At 68.4% G+C, this 2858-nt stretch carries 2 protein-coding genes; one reads left to right on the forward strand and one right to left on the reverse strand.

The genetic code is table 11. The features are described from left to right. Window positions 1-13: 13 nt before the first annotated feature. Window positions 14-2239 (reverse strand): DHA2 family efflux MFS transporter permease subunit, encoded by a 2226-nt coding sequence (locus ACWDS7_RS47715; RefSeq protein ID WP_451934708.1) that lies wholly within the window; start codon window positions 2237-2239, stop codon window positions 14-16. Between the two features lie 95 nt (window positions 2240-2334). Between ACWDS7_RS47715 and ACWDS7_RS47720 the strand changes: the two genes are divergently transcribed. Next, window positions 2335-2766 (forward strand): MarR family winged helix-turn-helix transcriptional regulator, encoded by a 432-nt coding sequence (locus ACWDS7_RS47720; protein WP_451934709.1) that lies wholly within the window; start codon window positions 2335-2337, stop codon window positions 2764-2766. Window positions 2767-2858: the final 92 nt, after the last annotated feature.

The following is a 2858-nucleotide window of genomic DNA, read 5'->3' on the forward strand; positions in this document are numbered from 1 at the left end:
ACCCGGGGAGGTGTTATCGCCCCGTCGGGCTCGTCAGAAGTGCTTGGAGTTCGGCGGGGTCGGGGGCTCCGGAGACGACGGGTGTGCCGTTGATGACGAACGTGGGGACCTGGCGGACGCCGAGTCGGGCCGCGCGTTCCTCATCGGCTCGGACGTCGGCGCTGTAGGCGTCGGTGTCGAGAACGGCACGGACCACCGCGGGGGGCAGACCGGCCTGTATGGCGAGGGTGTGGAGGACTTGAGGGTCGGCGACGTTGATGTTGTCGGTGAGGTGGGCGTGGAAGAGTCGTTCGACCACGACGTCGGCAAGGCGGTGGGCGGTGGCCAGGTGGATCAGACGGTGGGCGTCGAAGGAGTTGACCGGGCGGGCGGTGGCGGGGTTCAGTTCCAGGCCCTCGGCCGCGCCCAGCCGCCGAATCCGCTGGAACATTGCTGCGAGGTCCGGTGCGCCGAGGTCGAAGCGGTGCGCCATCGTCTCGGCCAGGGTGGCGCCAGGGGTCGGCGGCTGGTCGGGACGAAGCTGGAAGCTGCGCCAGGTGACGTGGACCTCCTCAAGGTGCGCGAGGACGCGGTCCAGACGCTTCTTGCCGATGTAGCACCAGGGGCACATCACGTCCGACCAGATTTCCAGGTCAATCACGGGTCTTGTCCTTGAGGAACAGGGCGAGCACCAGCCCTGTGGCCATGACGCAGCCGACCACATGAAGACGGTGTCCATCGCGCTGGCCATGCCGTCCAGCACGGGCCGGGCCAGGCGGGCGTCGAGATGGTCGAGGTAGGAGGTGTTGTTGAGGTCGACGCCGGATCCATCGTGCAGGCCGGCGACCAGATGCTGTGCGCTGGGGGCTGCGGTCACCGCGGGGTCGTGCAGGGCTGATTGGAACGCCGGGGTGTTTTCTGTCTGGTGGAAGGCGGCGGTGATGCGGTCCTGGGTGAGAGCGAACAGGAGCGACAGGTAGATCGCGGTTCCGGCGGTGCCGCCGAGTTGCCGGAAGAAGGTGTAGGAGGCGCTGGCGGCGCCCATGGTGCCCGCGGGCGCGGACGCCTGGACAGCGATCAGCATGACCTGGAAGCACAGGCCGATGCCCAGGCCCATGATGGTCGTGGCCAGGCCGGTGAACCACAGAGATGTGCCGGGAGTCAGCTGCGCGAAGCCGAACGCGCAGGCGGTCATGACGGCCAGGCCGAGGACCAGCAGCCCCCTGTAGCGTCCCGTACGGGTGAGGAAGGAGCCGCACAACCGGCCGGCCGCGACGATGCCCAAGGTCTGCGGCATCAGCATCAGGCCCGCCTCGGTCGGGGACAGGCCCTTGACGATCTGCAGGTAGAGCGGCAGGACAGACAGCCCGCCGAACACGCCCATACCGACGACGACGTTAACCGCGTTGCTCATCGTGAACAGCGGGCTGGCGAACAGCCGCGGCGGCAGCAGCGCCGAGTCGCCCATCCGCCGTTCGACCAGGACGAACACCAGCAGTCCCGCGACGCCCACACCGATCAGGGCGAGCGTGCGCGGCGAGGCCCAGCCCCAGCCGGAGCCCTGCTCGGCCACGATCAACAGGGGCACCAGTCCGAGTAGCAGCGTCGCAGCGCCGCCGTAGTCGATGCGATGGTCGGCACGGGTGTGCGGCAACCGGTAGAGCGTCACGACGAGCACCTGGGCGACGATGCCGATCGGGACGTTGATCAGGAACGCCCAGCGCCACCCGGCCACACCCAGGAAGCTGTTCATGCCGGCGAACAGGCCGCCGAGGACGGGACCGGCCACGCTGGAGATCCCGAACACAGCTCCGAACCAAGCCTGGTACTTGCTGCGCTCCCCGGGCGGGAGCATGTCGGCCAGGATCGCGAACGCCAGCGCCATCAGCCCTCCGGCGCCCAGCCCTTGCACGGCACGGAAGGCGGCCAGCTCATACATCGACTGCGCTGCCGCGCACAGCAGCGAGCCGAGCAGGAATAGCGAGATCGAGATCAGGTAGAGGGGCTTGCGGCCGTAGATGTCCGACAGCCGGCCGTACAGCGGCGTGGACACCACGCCGGTGATCAGGTAGGCGGTGGTCGCCCACGCCTGCAGGGTCAGGCCGTTCAGTTGGTCGGCGACGGTGCGCATCACCGCCGCCACGATCATCTGGTCCAGCGCACCGAGCAGCAGTCCGAGCATCAGCGCCGCCATCACCGCGGTCACCGCGCCGCGGCCGAGCCGGGGCGCAGGGGCCAGCGGGGCCAGGGATTCAGTCACAGGGAGACCTCCGCTCCATTAGTTAGGCTCCGTACATTATGGACCCATATATTAAATGTCCACACCATTAGGGTCTTGACTGTTAGGATCCGAATGTGAACACTGAGATCGAGCACGTGGAACTGGCGGTCGCCGCGATGTTCGCCGCATTCCGGCGCAAGCGCGGCCGCGAGCAGGCCAGCGGCGGCGGCCTGTCCGGAACGCAGTTGCGCGCCCTCGACGGCCTGGCTGAAGCGGGACATGCCACCGCCCGTCAGCTGGCCGACTATGCCGACGTCACCCCGGCGACCATGACCGGCATGCTGGACGTTCTCGAGACCAGAGGAGTGATCAGACGCGAGCGCAGCCTCACCGACCGGCGCGCGATGCAGATCGTACTGACCGACCGCGGGCACGAGCTCGTCGCCGAGGCGCGCGAACGGTGGCGGCAACGCTGGCAGGAAGCGATGTCGGACGTGCCCCCCGAGGATCTCCAGGCGGCGATCCGGGTCTTCGGCAAGGTCGCCGGCATCTTCGATCAGATGTAGCGAGACCGCGGCCCAGCACGGCAGTGGCGGCCGATCGGACCGACCGGCACAGGAAGAGGCAGTCCAGCCTCCGTCGTCCGTTCTCTGGGTGC

This window comes from Streptosporangium sp. NPDC003464, from assembly GCF_053588315.1.